Below are 19,039 nucleotides of genomic sequence, written 5' to 3' on the forward strand. Positions count from 1 at the left end.
TTGGGAGACGGCCGGGCGCCGCCTCATGCCGGGAAGACTGGTCGGCCACGGAAGACCGAACCCTATCCGCCCGACCAGGAGCATCATGCCGCCCACGCCCACATTCCCAACATCTCAAATCAATCCACGTCGTCAGAACCCCGACTTTCGAATTCTCAGCAGAATTCCAAGCCATCGAATGCCCAACCATCAAATCCACAGCGTGGGCAGGGCGGATCTGACAGGGACCAGCACAACAGACATCATCGTTCAAATTGTTTCGCAACCCTATCATCCTTGGCTGAAAACGATCGGATCACCGGGCCATTCATGATGGTCTGCGCAGTAGCCGGACTGATCCTGGCCAATCTGCCGAAGGCCGGGCCAGGCCTGAATGCGCTTGCCGCCTGGGTACCTCTGGATCTGCCGAGCGGGCTGAACCTGTCCTTGAAGGACTGGATACAGGACGGGCTGCTGACCATATTCTTCCTGACCATGGGTCTTGACCTGCGCCAGGAAGCTGCCACGGGCACTCTGCGCGACCACAGGCAGGTCCTACTGCCCATGCTGGCCGCTCTAGGCGGTGTGGCCGTTCCGATCCTGATCTACTGCCTGCTCAACCTGGGCTCCCCCGCTGGTTTGCGTGGCTGGGCTGTCCCAACGGCCACCGATGTGGCCTTCTCCCTGGCGGCGCTGCAACTGCTTCTGCCCAAGGCCGGGCCCGCCCTGCAGGCCTTTTTGATGACCCTGGCCATCTTCGACGATCTGATTGGCGTCCTGCTGATAGCCCTGGGCTACTCCAGTTTGGGACAACAGAGCTGGCTGCTTGTCTGCCTGGCCGGCCTTGTGGTCTGGGCCCTGCTGGTCCGAGCGGTGAGCCGTTCCTCCCAACTCTGGAGACCGTTGATGCTGCTGTTCCTGTTGGGCGCCTTAGCGGGCGGACTTCTGGCCTGGTACGGCCTCTTCAAGGCTGGAATCCACCCAGTGTTGGCGGGAGTGGCGATGGGCCTATTGACCCCTGTGGCCAGGTCACGCGAGGCTGAACCATCCGGAGCAGAATCTACCGGGGCCAATCCAGCTGAGACCAAGACAATAGGAATTGAGCAGAGTTACTCCCGGGCACCATCGCCTGCCGAACAGTTGGATCGCCTGCTGACGCCTTTGAGCGCCCTGGTTGTCCTGCCCGTGTTTGCTTTCTTCTCGCTATCCATCTCCCTAGATCAGCTGGGGCCCGGACTGCTGACTGACCGCGTCTTTTGGGGCACCACGCTGGGACTGGCCTTGGGCAAACCCTTAGGAATCATGACCGTAGTGATCCTGGCAGGTCATTTGGGGCTACGGCGGCCTGCTGGCTCCACGACCGGGAACATGATCGGCCTCTGCCAGCTCTGTGGAATCGGCTTCACCATGTCTTTCTTGATCGCCAACCTGGCGTTCGCCGGATCCCTGCGCCTGGAGCCAGCACTGCTGGGCGTGCTGGCGGGATCGGTCCTGTCCGTGCTCATCGTGGCCGTCGGCACTATCCCCGGTCGACTGCGTTCCGCTAGGCACACATAGGCTTAGCTGCCAAGACTCAACCTCTGCCAGACCCGGTTCCTGCCAGAATCAACCTGTCAAACTGGGTTTTTGGCAGAATCAGTTTTGCCAGAATCGGTCCCTTACCAGGCTCAGCTGCGACGGTAAAGCTTGGTGTATGAGCCCTCGGCACGAGGACGAACCACAATCTGGTCGATGTCCACAGTGTCGGGCTGCTCCAAGGCCCAGGTGACGCATCCTGCGATGTCGTCGGCGGTCAGCGGGTCGGGCACACCGGCGTAGACCGCGTCAGCCCGGTCGCTATCACCGCCGAACCGCTTCAGGGAGAACTCATCGGTGTGGACCAGACCAGGGGCGATATCGACCACGCGCACTGGCTCGCCAATCAGTTCCAGCCGCAGAATGCGAGCCATGACCCGTTCCGCCGCCTTGGAAGCACAGTATCCACCGCCGCCCTCGTAGGGCTCGATGCCTGCCGTCGAGGAGATGACGAGAACCGTGCCCTCCGACTCTTTCAGGGCCGGGAGCAGCTTCTGGATGACCCGCAGGGTGCCGATGACGTTCAGCTCGTACATGCCGCGCCAATCGTCCAGGCTGGAGGTAGCCACCGGGTCCTTGCCAAATGCCGCACCGGCACAGTTGACCAGAGCCTTGACCGGTCCACCCTTGAGTACAGCATCGACGGCCACCTGAGTGGAGTCCTCGTCGGTCACATCGCATACCTCATAGGTGAAGTTCTGACCCAGCTGGTCGGCGAGGGCCTTGAGATTGTCCTCGCGCCGAGCCAGTCCGACCACCTTCCAGCCTTTGTCCACCAAGGCTCGCACACTGGCCTGACCGATGCCGCTCGAAGCGCCGGTCACCACAGCACGCTTGATTGTCTTCTTGGATTCCGTCATCTCATCTGCTCCTTCATGATCGATTGCCCCGGATCGGCTCCACACTCGCCTCCGGGCCGCAGGGAGCCTGCCTAGCTGCTGCAGGATCGCCCCTCTTCCTCAACGCTAGCGCACCAGCATGGGCTGCGGCAGTCTCCTGTCGGCTTTGGAGGACAAATGTGGCGCATTAAACCAGCCTCGGGTAGAGTCAGCACGAATCAAATGCAGATCAGCTGAGTCAGAACAGCTCACAGTCAGTTCGGTCTGAATCAGACCGCATAGGCAGGTTAGATCTGCACAGACAGAACGCATCAAAAACCAATCCGACTTCGCTCCAAAAGACACAGCAGAGGTTCGGACGCGAAATCATCAGCACGTATGATGCCACAGATTCGTAATTTACAAGCTCACATTGCACAAATTCTGAAATCACGTGGAGCTGATGGCTCCGGAATTCATGGCTCTCGAAGTCATATCTTCATATGTCTAGCTTCTGTAGTCACAATATGTCTAGCTTCTGTAGTCACAAAGCCAAATAGCGGTTGAGTCGACGACGGCGCTCAGTCCAGTCGGGCATATAGCGATCCATCCGCGCGCGGAAGCCGGGGCCGTGACCGTGCTCGTAGAGGTGAGTCAGCTCGTGAACCAACACATACTCCAACAGATCGGAATCCAGCCAAGCCAGGTCGGTGTTGAGCCGGATACTGGCAGTGGCGGGGGTGCAGGAGCCCCAGCGCGTTTTCATCTTCCGCAGACTGATGCGCTCGGGCCGACGACCCACTACGGGGACCCACCGATCAAGCAGAGTCGGCAGCCTCTCTTGGAGAATTCTCTTGGCTTCGTCCTCGGATCGTCCTGGCTGTAGCTGACCATCGGCTCCGGATTGGGCGTAGACATCGCGTGAGTGGGCCAGACGTTCTCTAGTGGTTGCAATCCAGCGGTGCTTGCCGTCGATAAAGGCACGAATCTGGTCGTCGCCCAGCTTTAGAGGCGCCGTCACTTCCAGATGGCCGTCAGGCGGCTTGACCCGCAGATAGACGTTGGCGATCCGCTTTCTGATAACCAGAACAGTCTCACCACCGACCTCCAGCTGCTCCGACCGGACTGGTTCCGCACGCCGTTTCCGCCTCATGACCCCCATTCTTCCGCCAAGACGCGACGCGACGCCGCCGAGATTGACTTGAGGGGACACTATGGTAAGCTAACCATTTGTGTGATTCTTCGGTCACACGGCATGGGCCTGTAGCTCAGCTGGTTAGAGCGCATCCCTGATAAGGATGAGGTCGGAGGTTCAAGTCCTCCCAGGCCCACGCATTTCTTGCGCGGTTGAAGTTCTTTTCACATTCACGGGGCTATGGCGCAGCTGGTAGCGCATCTGCTTTGCAAGCAGAGGGTCGCCGGTTCGAATCCGGCTAGCTCCACAGATAGTATTTCCGAGGCTTTCGAGGCTTTTTTACATCATCTTTGGCAAATATCGACTATCCAACTACGACTACTACAGCGTGGATAACACTGATCCAGTGGGGTGGACACTCTAGCAGCTGAAGCTCATACAACCGAATGTATGACCACACCCCGCCGAATCATTCTATGTAAAGAGAACTTTCAACAATACTGCAAGCAGGAACAGAGAAATCAATTATAAAAGCCTGCAATCACTATTGAGTTACACAGTCGGTTTCAACACTGATGAAGAAGGAAATGGTCAGAACTCTTGCTCTCCGATAAAATGACCACCTTAAACCGGTGACTGAGCAGGATTCACTTAACTGAAAAAGGCTGAGGGATAAAATGCAATCTTCCGCTTTGATGCGGCTGGTCACTTTCAGCTTTAATGTATTCCGAGAACGCTCGCGAAATACGAATAATGCATGCAAGAGTATTCCTTAAGTGGATGCACTCCGAATTCCCCTGATAATACTGCTCGTAATTCTTGCATATTCTTTGTTCTAGATCTGACATCAATTTTGCTGCTATGCGTCGTATGGGCATACTGTTACAGACTATAAGAAACATGCACAAGAAACTTGAATAGTCATAGACAAGTTGCGACTTCTTAATCGTACTCGGAATAGGCGCCGGGGGGTTATCTATTTGGAATAAATCGCACAAACATCCATCAACAAACTCAGTCTGAGGCACATGGCCATGCTTGTTTGTCCTATCCACATCCAACAGTAACGGGGCACTATGCGATACCGCATTTCGCAACCTACGGAAGTTGCCAAAAAATTATGTAGCATTGTCTCTCAGATGCAATGACTCCAGATACTTCATATATGAATCAATCAAATCACCCAGATTGAAGCATTCCCATAAGTTCCATATTTCTGGGTCAGGGAAATATTTGCGAACCATAGCATCTGAATAAGGAGAATATTTAAGCTTAATTCCTGTCTTGCCAGGCCTGCCATCGTGTTGATTTCGATAGCCAGTCTTTTCATCAAATACAAAGCGATCATATGGATCAACCAGCTTTGCAATTCGTCTACCGTCAAGCTCAGAATTTGACATCAATAAATTATTGAATCGCACTTTCAAATCATGTTCCGCGTTTGCTACCAAATATTCCAGTGCCATCCTGAGTTCATAGTCAATGACCGCCAAATCTTTGAGTACAGCGAAATCGAGATTCTTGTACTTCCCGTCTTCGTGCTTGTTGAAATTAGAAGCATATCGCTTAATCCGAAATAGGTAGGTGTTCGCAGATAGATATGCTTTAGCGGATTCCTCATTACAGATATCGAATACGATGCCGTCGTTTTGCAAATTAGCAATTTGAAAATCGAGGCTTTTAGCCAGACACTTGCGCTTTGAACTGTCCACATTGGCCCGCGCAGCTAAACTAATGGGGCATCCGCTTCGAAAAGCGCTGCCCCATTAGTGAAGAGCTGGCCAATGTGACCAACTCCCTTTTGACTTTGTACCTACAATGCTAATTACATATAAGCATCTGTCAATTTATTTCGCGCGTGTTGAAAATATGGTTTTGACGCAAACAAAGGATAGATTTTTCTGTTTTTTCAAGGACTTATCAGGTGCTGCTGAGTATGTTTTCTGAAGTTATGAATACCGAGCAAATTTCATAATATTTAAAACTGATCTGTTGTCGATTCAACATAACAGCGCCGACAAAGTGCTCGATCTAAAGATAAAATTACTAAACATTTGATCTTTGCTGTTCACTGAGATCAGACTAGTTATATAAGTGCTGCTTTCATAGTCAAACTTACTGATTCTGCACTCGAGAGAAACATAGAAACCTGCATTAACGCCATTAAGTTCAGCGCTGGTCGTTGAAGCCAGGACGACTAATTTGCTGCTTTCCGAACAATGAAAAGAGACCGAACCCATGCAGATCCATATTCGTTTTCCGACTGACAAGAAAAGCGCCACAACAGGTACTGCCCAGTGGTGGCGCTAATTAGCCATAACAGAGAAAAGGCTCTACGCTTCCTTCTCCTTATCCAGCTCAGCGAGCATGGCCTTCTGCTCATCCGGCGTTAGCTTCCTGATGCCAATTCCTGTGTATCCCCAGATGGTGGCAAAGATCACGCCGGTCCAGCAGAGAGTTGCCCAAGGCATATAGGAGAGCGTGGGCACCCCCAACGTGGCCGCCATGTAGGCGCCAGCAGCTGTCCAAGGCAGGATCGGCTCGAATATGGTGCCGGAGTCCTCTATGCTTCGCCCGAGATTGCAAGGATGCAGACCTCGACGAATGTAGGCAGGCCTCAACAGCTCGCCAGGCAGCAGGAGGGAGACCTGCCCGTTGCAGGTGGTGGATATGGTCAGGATGCCGGTCAGCAGGGTGACGACAATCAACGAGCCAGTGCTCTTGCTGATCTTAAGCAGAGACTCCACTATCTTGTTCAAAGCCCCGGAAGCCGAAAGCACTCCTGCGAAGGAGAGGGCGCAGAACGCAATTAGAAGGGTGCTCATCATGCTCTCCATGCCACCCCGATTCAGCAGACTGGTGATGTCCTTGGCTGCGGGACCCAGGTTGAAGCCCTTGGGGAGCATAGAGGTGTCGAATCCGTTGACAATGGCGTTGAACGCGTTGGTGACGGAAAAGCGCTGGATGACGACAGCGTTGAACATGGCCACCGCCGACGAGAGCAGCATGACTGGAATAGTCGGCTTCTTCCACGCCGACCCGATCAGGATGATCAGGAGTGGTATAAGCAGCATGGGCACGTTCCAGGTGAAAGCCTGCGAAAGCGTGTTGTTCATCTCGGCGACTTTGTCAAAGCCACGGCCGCCTGTGGACTGGACTCCACGGCCCGCCACAAACATGACTATCGATGCCACCAGCAAGGAGGGGAAGGTGGTCCACAACAGGTGCTTCATATGCGTGAACACATTCACATGGGTGATGGCCGCAGCCAGGTTGGTGTCTCCGGACAGAGGGGAAAGCTTGTCTCCGAAATAGGCGCCACTGACCACTGCACCAGCGACGATGGCGGGATTGATGCCATCCATGCCCAGCGCCACTCCCATGAAGGCCACGCCAATGGTACCTGCGGAACCCCAGGAGGTTCCCGTGCAGACCGAAGTGATGGCCGTGACCAGCAGAGCCGTCAGATAGAGGTACTTGGGCGATACGATCTTGAGGCCGAAGTAAACCATCATGGGAATGGTTCCGCCGATCATCCAGGATCCGATAAGCATGCCCACCACTATCAGAATCAGCATGGCAGGCATGATCCCGGCGATCTTCTCGGCTATGGTGTTGAGCATCTCATCGTATCCGTGGCCAAGCATGTAGGCGATGATCGCTGCCACCACGGCAGCCATGATAAGCATCGGTTCAGCGGGAAGTTCCAGCCAGATAGCCCCAACCCCCATAAACACCGCCATGGCGATAATTGGAGTCAGTGCCAAGAGCAGGGTGGGGGAACGCTGCTCTCTTTGTTTCCTTTCCTTCGTCATTGCAGGGTCACCTTTCTCGTGGAAGTACCAAGCGCCCGATGCATGCGCGACAGTGCCTCGGTCAGAATCGGCGTAGTTGTTGCCAGGTTGATACGCACAAAACCGCTGCCGCCCAGACCGAAGTCAGTCCCCGGATCCAGCTTCAGACCCTGGTCAGTCAGCCGCTTTTCGATCTCCTCATCTTGAAGTCCCAGCCCTCTCATATCTATCCAGGCCAGATAGGTGCCTTCAGGTTCGATCAGCTTCACGCCATCCATTCCGGCAACGCAGTCGCGCAAAAGATTGGTGTGCTTCTCGAGCTCAGCAAGAAGCTCGTCCAACCAGTCTGCGCAATGGTCATATCCTGCCTGAGTAGCAACTTGTGCAAAATAGCGGGGATTATGGCAGCCGGCATCATCGATGGCCTTTCCCACCTTGTGCCGCAGATCAGCATCAGGAACGACGATGTTGGCAGTTTCCAGCCCAGCGATGTTGAAGGTTTTCCCCGGGGAAGTAAAGGAGATGCCTCCAGCTGCCTCGGGCGAAGAGGTCAGATAAGGCTGGAATCGATATCCTGAATGGATCAGATCAGCATGGAACTCATCTGAGATGACCAGAACATCATGCTTGGCGGCAGCCTTGGCAACCTTAGCCAGTTCGTCACGGGTCCATACACGACCGGTGGGGTTATGCGGGTTGGTGATTACCATCGCATTGGCCTTGTCAAGCAGGTCTTCAAGCGCATCAAAATCGAACCGGTATTTTCCCTGGCCGTCTATCTTCAGCATCCATGGAAGGACCTTGCACCCTGCGGCCTTGATCGCCGTTGGGGTGGGCGAATATGCAGGATAGGGAACGATTACCGAGCTGACGGGCGGCAGAGCCTCCCTGAGTATGGCCGGCAAGGATTCTACCATTCTTCCTACCGGCACCAGACTGGCGGGACTGATCTGCCAGCCGTGGCGCCTTTTGAACCAGTCGCACACTGACTGTCTATACGAGGGGTCCAGGTAAGTGTAGCAGAAATCACCCACCTGAGCACGCTCGACCACAGCCTGGACCAACGGGTCCGGGGCTTTGAAATCCATATCTGCCACCGACAGGGATATGGCATCGTCACCGCAGTTGCGATGTGCATCATCCCAACGGATGCTATGTATTCTTCCCAGATCCTGGGTTGAAACGGGATGTAGAAGACCCATGATTACGTCTGTTCCCTTCTTTACAACTATGCCGGATACCTTGCCTTCATTAGCAATGCAATCCTCTGAGGCCACCATGGCCTCGGTACCACTCCCCCGCTTATTGCTTTTTCTTATCTTTAACGGAGGTCGTCTCGTCTATTTCTTTGAGATAGTTGTAGACGGTGAACCGTGAAATCTGCAAACGGTCGGCTAAGGTCTCGGCCGCGTCTCGCAGGAAGAAAAAGCCCTGTTCTTTGGCTTGTCGTATCACCTCCTTTTTATGGCTTTTCGTCATCAGCTCGACCGGTACACCCTGGCTGGCAACAGCACGGTCAAGCACGATATTTGCCAAGTCGTCAAGGTTGTGGACGAAGGCTTCACCCGCGGAGCTGGCTTCGGCCGATCCTGTTCCCTGATCTATCTGCCCTGTCTCAGATCCGGCTTTCTCGGCGCCACGCTGTTGGTTCTGATCCAAGTCTTCATCAAGTTCAGCTTCCGACTTTGGTTCAGAGCTTGCGTCTACACTGCCGTAGAGCATTTGCTGGCATATTTTCAGAAGCCCCGACCAGATCTCGACACTGCTGTTGATGCACAATGCAGCGACCGGATTCCCTCGGCTATCTTTGACGGCGATAGTGGCACAACGAATCCGACGCCCGTCAGGCAGAACAGAGCTGTAGTTGACCATGGTGCGAACCCTACCCTCAGCCATCTGCTTGAGCAGCACATCGGTCGCCGGATCACCGACCTTGCGACCGGTCAAGCCTCCTGCGATGGCGACAATGGTGGTGGGCACCTGTGAAAGGTCATGCACCACAACCTCGCAATCCGCCATAAGCGATGCCAGCGGCTCCACCAGCTGGGCCAAGGATTGGATTATCAGGGCACGCTCTACGCTGTCCTGCGTCTTAAGGTCGCGTGCCGATTGTGCATCGTTGCTCATACATCATCTCTTTCATGAAGTAGCTAAAGATAGTATAACCATTTAATAAACATTTTGTTGAGCGTTTCTATTAATTGTTTATTTTTTCCTGTCGCTCTTCCGAATTCACGATCTTCATAGGGGATATTCATCCGTTCAAATCGTTGAAAATCCGGCTGTTTAACCACGAAACACATAATGTTGAATGCAAGGCTGCAGACATCCATAATCCGCAGATATGGAATTAAAGTAGCCAGCTAGACCCTTGACAGGGGCTTCAAGATATCGAAAAGGCTACGCCCTAGCGGGAATCGTGTTTGCCCAGGTAAGTTGCTTGAAACCGTATCTTTGACGACTAACAACTGCCGGACTGACCAGATGGGCTGGCATCCGCTTATTAATTAGTAAAGCAAATCAGTAAAGCGATAACCTTGCTGATGGACTTAATTACCTCAACTCTGCCGAAAGAAATCCTCCACTTTTCAACTCTCTTAAGACGGCTGGGCTCCATGAACCACGCTTGCGCAGGAACCTTATCGAGATATCGCCACCCCGAGTGAGAGCTGACACCTGTTTTACTGAATCACTTTTCTCCGAACTGACTTCAATTGAACTTGCCATGTGCGAAAGACAGCAGATGGTTAACTCGGGCACAGACCGAGGAACGAGGGAGACGATTAGACAAGTGCGGCCACCCCTCTGTTCAATCAGCATGGTTTGAACTCCTCTCCAAAGTGAGCATCCATTCGCCAGGTCTAAGAGAAAAATCCAAACCTTTTAGAACAGCGACTTGGCCGCCGTGTTTACCCGGATCATTCCTGCCCGCGTCTGAGAAGGAAACCGTCCTGGACTCCTCTCCTATAAATTCCGTTAGCGAATTGTCGAAGTTTAGCTCAACCTCGCTCGCAGGTGGCCCCTTATCTAAAAGCGATTTGGCCCACACCTTCCATAGTGTCGGGCTGTGCCCCCACGCCACCGCTAGATTGGTTTATCCACAGCACTGACCCAACCCGCAGTGCGGAGCAGACTGGACACTATGGCAGAAAAGCAGGAAAATCAGCCAAGAATCGACTGGGCATGTGGCCAAAACGCCGGGGACCACGCTCATCATCGAAAACGGAAGCACCTGGCAAGTGGGTATTCGACATGAGCCTTCCCAGAACGCGCATATGCAGCGGACCTTAATAAGACTGGTCTGTTGCACAACCAGTGTTGTATTTAATTGCCTGGTAAGAGCCAGGCAGGAATGGCTGGACCTTTCGCGTTCACGGAAGAGAGCAGCCCACCCTGTTGGACGGGCTGCCTGGACATCACCGCTTCCTGTGCCACACGTCATACAGGACTGCACACGCCATCATGACCAGACACATCAGCCAAGCAGCGTACGAATCCATCCTGCCCGCGAGCGCTGGGACACCCACGAGAGCAGCAGCCATGAAGTACGATCCGCGACCGTCCTTGTTTGGATTACCATTAGGCATCCAAACCACCTCGGTATATTGATAGAACAGCCAACCCGGATGAGCTGGCGGCCGTCATCTCCGCATCACCGGCATGGCGACTATCTGATTTTATCCCATGATGAACTTCTTCGGTCGTCGACGGCGATATGATGGGGTTTGTCGGGAGACGGCAGCATCACCCGGTAGATATAAGAGGTAAGGATAAATTCTTTTAGCATCTGCTGGTGCCGTACCCGATTGGGCCGTTTGGGGTCCATTGATAGAACGAAGGCCGATAGCTATTGCGCTGTCGGCCTTTTCCTATACAGATAGGCTATCTTCGGATGACCCTGCTCAGCTAATATCTTTACCTGGCGGTCAGTCCAAAAAAGATGGCCACAACTCCAACAACTAATCGGCGATGTTGCCCATCCATTCGAGGTGTGTAATGGAGACGATGGCAATCTTCTACTCTATGAGGAAAGCCACTGTCAGCTATGAAGATATGAACCCTGAGGCGGCTCTTCCGGTTATGGCATACACAACAAATTGAGCAGTTCCCCTTCTGGCATCTAGTAACTTTTGCGACTCGCTGGCATCATCTTTTAAAGAGTTATCGCATTCTAGCGTTCCTATGCAGTCTACAGACAGACTGTCGGTTGACCACTGTTACATACGTTTGGCATAGCATATAGACCTATCCCGCTAGATTTCCTAACTCGATACAGCTAAAAGTCAGCAAATTATAACGAAATCATGTGTTGCCATACCTCTCAATCAGCTATTCACCTGACAAGGCTAGAGATTCTTCAGAAGCAATAGCAGCAGAACACGAACTTCTCTCATCTCTATCCTACCGCGCACGACATGGCATCTTTCTCCTCAACTAGTTTGCCGTCTCGCAGCGTCAGCAACCGGTCAACCCTGGCAAGGACCGAGGGACGATGAGAGACGATCAGACAGGTACGGTCGCCCTTCCGCTCGATCAGCCTGGTCAAGACCCGGCCCTCGAGGAGAGCATCCATATTGCTGGTGGGCTCATCCAGAAGCATGAATGGCGCCGAGCTCAAAAAGGCGCGAGCCAGAGCCACCCTTTGCCGCTGTCCATCGGACAGGTCCGAGCCGTTGTCAGCAAGCAGATGATCCAAGCCGTCAGGCAGCTGGTCGATCAGATCATCCAGGCAGGCATCATGAGCTGCCTTCTCAATATCTTCTCTGCTGGCATCGGGCCGGGCCAGAGCGATGTTATCCGCCAAAGTAAGGCTAAATATATAGGTATCTTGACTCACCAAAGCCTGCTGGGCACGCAGGTCGACAGTGTGAATCGTCTCGATAGGCAGACCGGAAACCGTCAGATCCCCACCACTGCGCTCCTGGAACCGCATCAGCAGATCGATCAAGGTAGACTTGCCAGCTCCGTTGGCGCCTTGGATGCCGATCAGCTCGCCAGGCTTGATGGAAAGATCCAGACCGTCCAAAACCGAGATTCGGCCACCATGTTCACCTGAGTCAGTCTTGCCCGTGTCAGTCTTGCCAGCGTAGGAGAAGGAGACGGCCTTGGCCTCCTCTCCAGTGAACTCCGCCAGGGGATCCCCATGACCGGATTCCACCTCACGTACAGGCGGCTCCTTATCCAGAAGCGAGAAGACCCGTCGAGCCGCGGCCAAGGTGGGCTGCAGGCCGGCGCCTAGCCGGGCCACAGGTATCAAGGGAGCGAAGGAAGAGAGGAAGCCGACCAGTCCGATCATTCCCCGTGCAGGATTCACCAACCCTGCCGAACCTAGGTGGCAGGCCATCAATGTGAAGACTCCAGCGCAGATCAGAGTGACCACGTTGGTGACCAGATCGTTGGCAATAGTCCGCCCAGAGGTGCGGCCCCGCGCATCCAACATCTGGCCCGTAGCGGCTCCCACCCGGCGACGGGTATTCCCCAGAGCGCCCAACCCCGCCAGCTCTGTGCGGCCCTGCAGAGTCTCCAGAAGAAGGGAATGCAAATTGGCTTGGGCCGTCCGCTCCTGCATGGCTACCTTGAAGGTGGGTCTTGCGCTCAGGATGGGGATGAGCAGACCGACGATGAGGTAGGAGATCACGGCGGCCAGGCCCATCCAGGGCGAGAGCCAGGTGAGCAGGGCCAGGTTGGCCAAGGAAGTCACCAGAGCGATGGCGATGGGTGAAAGGGTGTGGGCGTAGAAAATCTCCAGCAACTCGATGTCATTGGTGATCACCGTCACCATGTCTCCGCGCGCCTGGTCGCGCAGACCGGCCGGGGCCAGGGACCGCATCTTGTCGAAGACCGTCGTGCGGATGTCGCGGAGCATGCTGAAGGCCATCTCATGGTTGCAGTACTGCTCCCCATAGGCCATGACCCCCCGGCTGAGGGCGGTCAGGACCGCCGCCAAGGCCCAGACGACCCACTGTCCATTCAGCGGAGGCCAGTCCGCGACTAGGCCGATCAGGGCCGCAGCGGCTGCCATCATGCTCCAGACCGCGAAGAGGTGGCCCAGGCTGCCGCAGAGGATGGCCTTGCCCTCCGTGCCGGCCAGAGGCTTCATCAGCCGGGCCATGCGGCGCATCATCACCAGGTTGCCGGTCGTCTGCTGCATTCTGTCACTCCCCGTCCTCATACTGGGCCTGCTCCTTCCACTGGGCCGCGAATCCGCCCCCGGCATCCATCAGCTCACGGAAACCGCCGCTCTCCGCCAGACGGCCCCCCCGCAAGAAAAGGATGGAATCGGCATTGCGGACCCCGGCCAGGCGGTGGGTGACGGTCAGGACCAGGGACTCCTTGCCCAGCGCGTCCATCAGAGCAGCCAAGCTGGCGTCATGCTCGCGGTCAACGGCGCTGGTGGCCTCGTCGAAGATGTAAACAGAGGAACGCCGCAGAAGCCCACGGGCAATGGACAGCCGCTGGCGCTGTCCTCCGGAGAGGTTGCCTCCCTCAGGGTCGATGGGAGCGTCCAGCCCGCCCTTGCTCTGGACAAGCCCGGTCAGACCGACCTTGTCCAACGCGTCCAGCAGCTCACCATCCGAGTAGCCCAGTCCGGCCGGATCGAGATTCGACCTGATGGTTCCGGTGAAGAGGTGGTCGGTTCCCCGAACCACGGTCTGCAGGCCAACCAGGTCCTCACGTGACAGATCGCTGATCTTGCGTCCTCCAATAGACAGTTCTCCGGTATACCCCTGAAGGCGCCCGGACAGCAGGCCCGCCAGGGTGCTCTTGCCGGAGCCCGAAGCGCCGACCAGGCCCACATGCCCCTTGGCCGGGAGATCGAAGTTCAGATTGGTCAGAGCCTGGAAGCCGTCAGGATAGGTGTAGGTCAGATTGCGAGCGCGGATGCCCAGCGCACCGGCAGATCCCGATGCGGGCCCTGGGACAGCGTCCGAGGCGTATTGCGGAGCCGCCGACTCCCTGTCACCCACCTGCCGCGCCTGGAGAATGTTGTCGATGGCCTTGCCCTGCTTGATGGCGACCATGCCGGAATGCATCATGTAGACCAGCTGCCGCTCGGGCGCAAAGAGCCGAACCCCGGCCAGGGCGACGACCAGGCAGGATAGCACTCGAGAGGACCCTCCTTGCCCAATCAGGACTGTGGCTGCAACCGCCAGAATGAGGCTGGCGTAGATGACCGCGTCAGCCTTGATCAGCGAGCGCAGCTGCCCGCCCAGGACCCCCATGGTTATCCGGCGGAACCCCTCGGACTCCTCGGCCAGATCATCAGCCTGCCGCTGGTCCGCTCCAAAGATCTTCAAGGTGCTGAGCCCCCTCAGGGCATGCTCGAAGTGGACGCCGACCTTGTCGTACTTGCGTAGCTGGCCCAGCTGCACTTTGATGTTCTCGCCCATGGTGGGCTTGGAGGCCAGGGGCAGGGCCACCATGCCGATCACGACGATCCCCGCAGCCAGCGGGCTGACGGGCAGGAGGACGGCCAGGGTCACGACCAGCATCAGGGCAGTCTGGACCAGGGCCGGAATGTAGGCCGTAAAGTAGGAGACGACCGACTTGACCCCCTCGGTCGAAAGCCTGGCCAGGGTCTGCGCCGGAACGTCCAGGTCGTTCTCCTGACCATTGGGGTCGAACATGGATAAGTACAGGGCCTGGGAGAGCGCCTGGCCCATCCCATCGGCCAGCCTGGCGCTGACGGATCTGGCGACCGCCTGAGTCAGGAACCGAACCAGAATCAGCCCGCCTATCAAGACCGCCAGAAGCCCAGGCCGACCGGGCACCCAGGCAAGGGCACGAGGGACAGGCAAGCCAAGGGAACGGCCTACGGCCGCGATAGCCACCGGCAGGAGGAGGACCTCCGCCAGCGCGCCGATCGTCTGCAGGAGGGCCAGCAGGAAGCTGGCGCCCATCCTGGCTCCCGGTAGATGAAGTAGTCGCTTGCTGATCATGCCTGTCCTTTGTGCCGCCTTTCTGATACGCCCTTCTCGGTGAACCCTAACAAAATCCCTGCGCGCCAGGCAATACCCTTATTGTGAAGCCCCGGCAAGAGAAATAAAAGAATATCATTTACTTTTCCTCCTAGCTCCCCTAGAATGGACGGCACAACCCGACTTCGGCGGATATATGGCCTAGAGCCGAGCGGCCGCCACCCGCACGGGAGCGATCCTTTATGAAAGCACTCAAGACAAAAGACCTGGTCAACGTCGGTATTTTCACGGCCCTCTACTTCGTCAGCATGGCTGTGGGCAACTTCATCACCATCTTCGTGGCGGGCCTGGTTATGCCCGGCCTCTCCTCCCTCTTCATACCAGCCATGGTTGGACTGGTCTCTGGCCCGGTCTACATGCTGATGATCCGTCAGGTGCCTAGATTCGGGGCCGTCACCATCGTCGGCGTCATCATGGGCCTCTTCCTGCTGGTCTTCGGCCACTTCGCCCTCTCCTTCATCCCTTACGCCTTCTGTGGCCTGCTGGCTGATCTGGTTCAGTCCTCGCTCAGGGAGAGCCGTCCCAATCTGGCCCGTTACCTGAGCTATGCCATCCTCACCTTTGGCTGCACCGGCCCCGTCCTTCCCCTCTGGTTCATGAAGGACGCCTACGTGGCAAGCCTGGTCCGCCGTGGCAAAAGCCAGGAGTACATCAACGGGGTCTTCGCGCCCATCACCGGAGCGACCTTCCTGGTCTGCATTCTGGCCACCCTGGTCGGCGCCCTGCTCGGGGCATGGATAGGCGCCAGGATCGTCGACAGGCATTTCAACCGGATACCCGCCAAGCAATGAGGCCTATCTCCATCTACACCAGATTCCTGCTGGTCATCTTCGCCAACGCCCTTATTTTCATCACCTTGCCCACCCCACTGGTTCTGGCCATAAACGTCTACTTCTGCAGCTTTCAGGTCATCGTGGGCAGGGTGAGGAAGGGCCAGGCCTGGCTTCTGGTCTGCCTGGTCTTCGCCCTGGGCGCCTCCCTGGCCATGGTCTTTCCTGAAAACCTGCCGGGGCATTACCTGCTCTTCCTCTTCGTCGGCGTAGGCAGGGTCCTCCCCCTGGTGCTGGTGGCGGCCTTCATGATGGGTACCACCAAGGTCTCGGAGCTGGTCTACCTGATGCGCAAGATTCACGCCCCCCAGTGGCTGGTCATCCCCGTAAGCGTGCTCTTCCGCTTCTTCCCGACCGTCAGGCACGACTATGCCCAGATCAGACGGGCCATGAAGTTCAGGGGGATTGCCGTCACCACGGGCGACATGATCTGTCACCCACTGCGGACCATGGAGTACATTTACGTGCCCCTCCTCAACAACGCCACCAATGTGGCCACCGACCTGACCTCGGCCGCCCTGACCAGGGGGATCGGCGACCCCGGGCCCAAGGCCTCCATCCAACGGATTGCCTTCACTGAACTGGATGCGATCATGTGCGCCCTGGGCCTGGTCCTTATGGGATGTGGAGCCTATGTTGCAATGTTCCAGGCTTAGCTTCACCTATGAGGGCGCCAGCAGGCCATCCCTCGAAGAGGTCTCCTGCCAAATGGACCGGGGCCGGGTGACCGTGGTCACTGGGCCGAGTGGGTGCGGCAAGACCACCCTGTCCAGGATCATCAACGGCCTGATTCCCGAGCTCTACGAGGGCAAGCTGGGGGGAGAGTGCCTCATCGGGGGCCAACCCACCACGGCCCGGCCCATCTACCGGCTTTCGGAGCGGGTGGGATCGGTCTTCCAGAATCCCAAGACCCAGTTCTTCACCACCGACGTCCGCAGCGAGCTGGCCTTCCCCTTAGAGAACACCGGGGTACAGCCGGAGGCCATCCAGGAGCGTATGGACCAGGTGGCCGACCTTTTCGGCATCGCCCCGCTCATGGACCGGGACATCTTTTCCCTGTCCGGAGGCGAGAAGCAGGTGATCGCCATCGCCTCCTCCTGCATGATGGATCCACAGATTCTGATCCTGGACGAGCCCTCCGGCAACCTGGACGTCGAAGCGGTGGCCGTCCTGGCGCAGATTTTGGGCCGCTTGAAGGACCGGGGCCTGACCATGGTCCTGATCGAGCACCGCCTCTACTACCTGGACGGCCTGGCTGACGACTTCCTGGTCATGAAGGACGGCAGGCTGACGGAGCATATGACGCCGGCCGCCATGAGAGGGCTGGATGATCCAAGCCGCCAGGTCATGGGGCTGCGGGCCCTCAAGCTGGATGCGGCCCAGGAGGTGAGCGCCCCTGCCAGGGTCATCGCCGAGAAGACCCCCGATCTACTGCGGGTCAGGAATCTGACCTATGCCTACCACCGCGACCAGGCTCCCGCCCTGGATGTGGACGACTTGACCCTGTCCAGCGACGACATCACCGGCATCATCGGCCGCAACGGTGCTGGCAAGAGCACTTTCGCCTCGGTCCTTACCGGCCTGCTCAAGCCTGGCGACAAGTCGGAAATCAGCCTGAATGGGGCCAGGCAGACCAGCAGGGAGCGTGTCGAGGACTCCTATATGGTCTTTCAGGATGTCAGCTACCAGCTCTTCAGCGAGACCGTCGAAGGCGAAATGCTCCTTGGGGCCAGACGAACCGATCTCTTCAGGGAATTGGCGCGAAAACTTGACCTGGAGCGGCTCCTGGGCCGGCACCCCAACACCCTTTCCGGCGGAGAGAAACAGCGAGCGGCCATCGCGGCCGCCATACTGTCGGGCAAACGCCTGGCGGTTCTGGACGAGCCAACCAGCGGCCTGGACCTGCTCCACATGAACCAGGTGACCGGGATGATCCGCTATATGCGTTCCCTGGGAGTCATAGTGATCGTCATCTCGCATGATCAGGAGTTCCTGGCACAGACCTGCCAGCGGTTCATCACCTTCCGCCAGGGCAGGCCGGTCAGGGACAGTCGCAAACTGGGCAACCTCCTGCAAGCCCTCTGAGCCCTTGCCGGGCCTGTGGACATGTTGCCGCCCGGCAGGCGGTTCTCCTGTGCCCCAGGCCCTACGAACGTATACAGTAGTGGGGAGCAGAGCATCGGGGGGCGTCCCTTGCGTCGGACGGCCAGGGTTACGAGAGGGCATGATGGGCTATATCGACGTCATTGGAGAAACGAAGCGGTATGCGACCGGCGAGACGACCATTGTGGCCAACAACGACGTCACCTTCTCCATCGAGAGAGGCGAGCTGGTGGTCATCCTCGGAGCCTCGGGGGCGGGCAAGTCGACTGTGCTCAACATCTTGGGCGGCATGGACACCTGCGACGAGGGCCAGGTGATCGTGGACGGGAAGGACATCGCCGGCTATGACGCCCGGCAGCTGACCACCTACCGCCGCTATGACGTGGGCTTCGTCTTCCAGTTCTACAATCTGGTGGCCAACCTGACCGCCAGGGAGAATGTGGAGCTGGCTTCGGAGATCGTAGACAACGCTGCCGACCCGGTCCAGACCCTGATCGACGTAGGCCTGGGCGATCGGATCGACAACTTCCCTGCCCAGCTTTCCGGCGGTGAGCAACAGCGGGTGGCCATTGCACGGGCCGTAGCCAAGAATCCCAAGATCCTGCTCTGTGACGAACCCACCGGAGCCCTGGACTATCGGACCGGCAAGCAGGTGCTGCGCATCCTCCAGGACCAGTGCCGCCAGAAGGGCGCCACCGTGGTCATCGTCACCCACAACGCGGCCATCGCCCCCATCGCCGATAGGGTCATCCGCATGCACGACGCACGGGTCCAGGCCGTGCAGACCAACGACAGCCCCGAAGACATCGAAAACGTGGAGTGGTGA

General features: G+C 56.9%; 13 protein-coding genes and 2 tRNA genes. 7 read left to right on the forward strand and 8 right to left on the reverse strand.

The annotated features are described in order from the left end of the window. Positions 1–276 precede the first annotated feature (276 nt). A complete protein-coding gene (locus tag J3T93_RS05830) occupies positions 277–1,536 on the forward strand; it encodes a Na+/H+ antiporter NhaA (RefSeq protein ID WP_267430915.1) in 1,260 nt (419 codons plus the stop codon). 110 nt (positions 1,537–1,646) lie between these two features. On the opposite strand, the gene J3T93_RS05835 is transcribed toward J3T93_RS05830, so the two are convergent. Both J3T93_RS05835 and J3T93_RS05840 read right to left on the reverse strand, forming a co-directional pair. Continuing rightward, positions 1,647–2,414 (reverse strand): SDR family oxidoreductase, encoded by a 768-nt coding sequence (locus J3T93_RS05835; RefSeq protein WP_267401042.1) that lies wholly within the window; start codon positions 2,412–2,414, stop codon positions 1,647–1,649. Positions 2,415–2,916: 502 nt separating this feature from the next. Continuing rightward, a complete protein-coding gene (locus J3T93_RS05840) occupies positions 2,917–3,525 on the reverse strand; it encodes a M48 family metallopeptidase (protein WP_267401044.1) in 609 nt (202 codons plus the stop codon). A gap of 104 nt (positions 3,526–3,629) precedes the next feature. Here J3T93_RS05840 and J3T93_RS05845 point away from each other — a divergent pair. Continuing rightward, a tRNA-Ile gene (locus J3T93_RS05845) sits at positions 3,630–3,703 on the forward strand. 38 nt (positions 3,704–3,741) lie between these two features. Further along, positions 3,742–3,814 (forward strand) — tRNA-Ala (locus tag J3T93_RS05850). Positions 3,815–4,625: 811 nt separating this feature from the next. On the opposite strand, the gene J3T93_RS05855 is transcribed toward J3T93_RS05850, so the two are convergent. From J3T93_RS05855 to J3T93_RS05880, 6 genes are all read right to left on the reverse strand, one after another. Continuing rightward, the gene (locus J3T93_RS05855) at positions 4,626–5,219 is read right to left on the reverse strand and encodes an Abi family protein (RefSeq protein ID WP_267430916.1); all 594 of its coding nucleotides are present in this window, start codon (positions 5,217–5,219) and stop codon (positions 4,626–4,628) included. Positions 5,220–5,840: 621 nt separating this feature from the next. Further along, on the reverse strand, positions 5,841–7,322 hold the full coding sequence (nhaC, locus tag J3T93_RS05860) for a Na+/H+ antiporter NhaC (protein WP_267401048.1): 1,482 nt from the start codon (positions 7,320–7,322) through the stop codon (positions 5,841–5,843). Then, the gene (locus tag J3T93_RS05865; RefSeq protein WP_267430917.1) at positions 7,319–8,503 is read right to left on the reverse strand and encodes a MalY/PatB family protein; all 1,185 of its coding nucleotides are present in this window, start codon (positions 8,501–8,503) and stop codon (positions 7,319–7,321) included. Before J3T93_RS05865 ends, nhaC begins: the two co-directional genes overlap by 4 nt. A 100-nt stretch (positions 8,504–8,603) precedes the next feature. Continuing rightward, a complete protein-coding gene (locus tag J3T93_RS05870) occupies positions 8,604–9,428 on the reverse strand; it encodes a helix-turn-helix transcriptional regulator (RefSeq protein WP_267430918.1) in 825 nt (274 codons plus the stop codon). Positions 9,429–11,697: 2,269 nt separating this feature from the next. Then, on the reverse strand, positions 11,698–13,473 hold the full coding sequence (locus J3T93_RS05875; RefSeq protein WP_267430920.1) for an amino acid ABC transporter ATP-binding/permease protein: 1,776 nt from the start codon (positions 13,471–13,473) through the stop codon (positions 11,698–11,700). Beyond that, positions 13,457–15,241 (reverse strand): ABC transporter ATP-binding protein/permease, encoded by a 1,785-nt coding sequence (locus J3T93_RS05880; protein ID WP_267430921.1) that lies wholly within the window; start codon positions 15,239–15,241, stop codon positions 13,457–13,459. Before J3T93_RS05880 ends, J3T93_RS05875 begins: the two co-directional genes overlap by 17 nt. A gap of 221 nt (positions 15,242–15,462) precedes the next feature. Here J3T93_RS05880 and J3T93_RS05885 point away from each other — a divergent pair, with 221 nt between their 5' ends. The 4 genes from J3T93_RS05885 (at position 15,463) to J3T93_RS05900 (ending at position 19,039) form a co-directional block, all read left to right on the forward strand. After that, positions 15,463–16,071 (forward strand): MptD family putative ECF transporter S component, encoded by a 609-nt coding sequence (locus J3T93_RS05885; protein ID WP_220236595.1) that lies wholly within the window; start codon positions 15,463–15,465, stop codon positions 16,069–16,071. Further along, positions 16,068–16,766, forward strand: a complete 699-nt coding sequence (locus tag J3T93_RS05890; protein WP_220236594.1) for an energy-coupling factor transporter transmembrane component T — start codon at positions 16,068–16,070, stop codon at positions 16,764–16,766. Before J3T93_RS05885 ends, J3T93_RS05890 begins: the two co-directional genes overlap by 4 nt. Further along, positions 16,744–18,195: an ABC transporter ATP-binding protein gene (locus J3T93_RS05895; protein ID WP_267430922.1), complete on the forward strand. Its 1,452-nt coding sequence runs from the start codon at positions 16,744–16,746 to the stop codon at positions 18,193–18,195. Before J3T93_RS05890 ends, J3T93_RS05895 begins: the two co-directional genes overlap by 23 nt. 142 nt (positions 18,196–18,337) lie before the next feature. Then, entirely contained in the window at positions 18,338–19,039 is a 702-nt protein-coding gene (locus J3T93_RS05900) for an ABC transporter ATP-binding protein (protein ID WP_220237321.1), read from the forward strand.

The organism is Bifidobacterium sp. B4111 (assembly GCF_026537235.1).
GTDB lineage: Bacteria > Actinomycetota > Actinomycetes > Actinomycetales > Bifidobacteriaceae > Bombiscardovia.

Coding starts and splice junctions, on each gene's coding strand:
- J3T93_RS05835 (WP_267401042.1), bottom strand. CDS start 2,414: ATGACGGAATCCAAGAAGACAATCAAGCGTGCTGTGGTGACCGGCGCT.
- J3T93_RS05900 (WP_220237321.1), top strand. CDS start 18,338: ATGGGCTATATCGACGTCATTGGAGAAACGAAGCGGTATGCGACCGGC.
- J3T93_RS05890 (WP_220236594.1), top strand. CDS start 16,068: ATGAGGCCTATCTCCATCTACACCAGATTCCTGCTGGTCATCTTCGCC.
- J3T93_RS05865 (WP_267430917.1), bottom strand. CDS start 8,503: ATGGGTCTTCTACATCCCGTTTCAACCCAGGATCTGGGAAGAATACAT.
- J3T93_RS05870 (WP_267430918.1), bottom strand. CDS start 9,428: ATGAGCAACGATGCACAATCGGCACGCGACCTTAAGACGCAGGACAGC.
- J3T93_RS05895 (WP_267430922.1), top strand. CDS start 16,744: ATGTTGCAATGTTCCAGGCTTAGCTTCACCTATGAGGGCGCCAGCAGG.
- J3T93_RS05885 (WP_220236595.1), top strand. CDS start 15,463: ATGAAAGCACTCAAGACAAAAGACCTGGTCAACGTCGGTATTTTCACG.
- J3T93_RS05880 (WP_267430921.1), bottom strand. CDS start 15,241: ATGATCAGCAAGCGACTACTTCATCTACCGGGAGCCAGGATGGGCGCC.
- J3T93_RS05840 (WP_267401044.1), bottom strand. CDS start 3,525: ATGAGGCGGAAACGGCGTGCGGAACCAGTCCGGTCGGAGCAGCTGGAG.
- J3T93_RS05875 (WP_267430920.1), bottom strand. CDS start 13,473: ATGAGGACGGGGAGTGACAGAATGCAGCAGACGACCGGCAACCTGGTG.
- nhaC (WP_267401048.1), bottom strand. CDS start 7,322: ATGACGAAGGAAAGGAAACAAAGAGAGCAGCGTTCCCCCACCCTGCTC.